Source organism: Pseudomonas sp. P4_C3, assembly GCF_056402075.1.
This window is the reverse complement of the sequence record NZ_JBFUIC010000543.1, coordinates 1-1,858: the sequence shown is the minus strand read 5'-3', so window position 1 is coordinate 1,858 and position 1,858 is coordinate 1. Positions and strand designations below refer to the sequence as shown.

Here is a 1,858-nt window from a genome sequence, read left to right as displayed (position 1 = left end):
GGGTTAGCCGATGCTGATCGCCGGCAGCGTGGTCAAGGTCACGCTCTGTTGTTTGCGTGGTGCGAGGATTTCCGCCTCGCCATCCACCACCAGTTCATCGCGCTGGTTGAACACGCGCGTGGCAATGCGTACGCGAAATTTCGGCAGTTTTTCCAGGATTTCCAGGCGCACGGTCAGGGTGTCGCCGATCTTTACCGGTTTCTGAAAGCTCATTTGCTGGCCGATGTAGATGGTCCCCGGTCCAGGCAATTCGCAGGCGACCGCTGCGCTGATCAACGCGCCGCTGAACATGCCGTGGGCGATGCGCTCCTTGAACATGGTGCTGGCGGCGTAGTCGGCATCCAGGTGCACCGGGTTGTGATCGCCGGACATCGCGGCGAACAACTGGATGTCGCGCTCTTCGACGGTCTTGCTGAAACTGGCGGTCTGGCCGACTTCGAGGGCTTCGTAAGGGGTGTTGGTAACCTGGGTMATCTGTCTCGATTCCTGTGACGAATAAGAAAATTCACAAAACGTTATTCGGATCGGTGCGGCCGAGGAGTGCTCAAGGCCTGTGCGATCCAGTTCAGCACATCGGCGATGATTTCATCGCGGTTGCTCTCATTGAACAGTTCGTGCCGCGCCTGCGGGTAAACGGTCAGTTGCAGGTGCTGGCTGCCGGCCGCCCGCAACGCGTCGGCAAGATCCTTGAGACGTTTGCCTTCGCTCACCGGATCACATTCACCGCCAATCACCAGCAACGGCAGGCCCGGGTCGATCTGGGCGAGATTGGACGCTTTGCTGATTTGCTGCAAGCCACCGAGCAAATCGATCCACAGTTGATTGGTGCAGCGAAAACCACAGAGCGGGTCGTTGACGTACAGATCGACCTGCGCCGGATCACGGCTGAGCCAGTCGAACGGCGTGCGTGCCGGTGTGAATTTGTTGTTGAACGAGCCGAACGACAGCCATTCGATCAAGGCGCTGCGGCCTTTGCGGCCCTGGCGCAGGCGTTCGAAACGGGCGATTTGCCGTGCCGCGCGATAAAGCGCCACAGGCTGGAAGTTCGAGCCGCTGAGGATTGCCCCGTGCAGGCTGGCACTGTGGTGCAGCAGATAGGCCTGGGCGATGTAACTGCCCATGCTGTGACCGAGCAGCACGATCGGGACGCCAGGGTACTGCTGGCCGATGTGCTGGTTGAGGCAGGCCAGGTCGCTCACGACCTTGCACCAGCCATCGTCATCGGCGAAATGTCCGAGCGTCCCGTTTTCGGCAGTTTTGCCATGTCCACGCACGTCCGGCGCGCACACGCCATAGCCCTGATCACAGAGCTTTTGCGCAAGGGGGCCGTAGCGACCGCTGTGTTCGGCCATGCCGTGGGCCAGCAGAATCATTGCCTTGAGGCTGCCGTCGGGAAGCCACTGGTTGACGAAGAGGCGGCTGTGGTCGCTCGTGGTCAGCCAGAAAGTGTCATGGATCATGGCGGTTCCTTTGCATGAGGCTRCCTGGTCGCAAACAGCTCGTTGCAGTTTATAGCGCATCCTTGGCTGGGCGTCTGATCAGCCTACGCCACGGCAAGAAGATTCATACGATCAATGACGACTGTGGGCATATTTGCCTGCTACGTCATAACTGCTAGTGTCCGTGAAGCTCCGCTTTTTGCATTTTTTTTGAAAAGTGACAGAAAAGTGGCCCCGGATAGATTCAGGTAAAGAGGACAACAACAATGCAACCTGATTTCTGGAATGACAAACGCCCGGCCGGCGTGCCCATGGATATCGATCTGGGAGCCTACAAGTCGGTAATCGAGGTGTTCGAGCGTTCCTGCAAGAAGTTTGCTGATCGCCCGGCGTTCAGCAACATGGGCGTGACCCTGACC

General features: G+C 58.6%; 3 protein-coding genes. 1 reads left to right on the top strand and 2 read right to left on the bottom strand.

Annotated features, from left to right (window positions below; genetic code table 11):
- Window positions 1-3: 3 nt before the first annotated feature.
- Together AC1DVH_RS30405 and AC1DVH_RS30400 are read right to left on the bottom strand one after the other, a co-directional pair.
- A complete protein-coding gene (locus AC1DVH_RS30405; RefSeq protein ID WP_477756913.1) occupies window positions 4-474 on the bottom strand; it encodes a MaoC family dehydratase in 471 nt (156 codons plus the stop codon).
- A 41-nt stretch (window positions 475-515) separates the two neighbouring features.
- Window positions 516-1,460 carry a lysophospholipase gene (locus AC1DVH_RS30400; protein WP_477756911.1) on the bottom strand — a complete coding sequence of 315 codons (945 nt, stop codon included), beginning with the start codon at window positions 1,458-1,460 and terminating at the stop codon, window positions 516-518.
- A 245-nt stretch (window positions 1,461-1,705) separates the two neighbouring features.
- On the opposite strand from AC1DVH_RS30400, the gene AC1DVH_RS30395 reads away from it, so the two are divergent.
- A partial coding sequence (locus AC1DVH_RS30395) for a hypothetical protein (protein WP_477756912.1) occupies window positions 1,706-1,858 on the top strand: 153 nt, incomplete at its 3' end.

What these genes read in the sequence shown, in the direction of transcription:
- AC1DVH_RS30400 (WP_477756911.1), bottom strand. Translation starts at nt 1,460, where the DNA reads ATGATCCATGACACTTTCTGGCTGACCACGAGCGACCACAGCCGCCTC.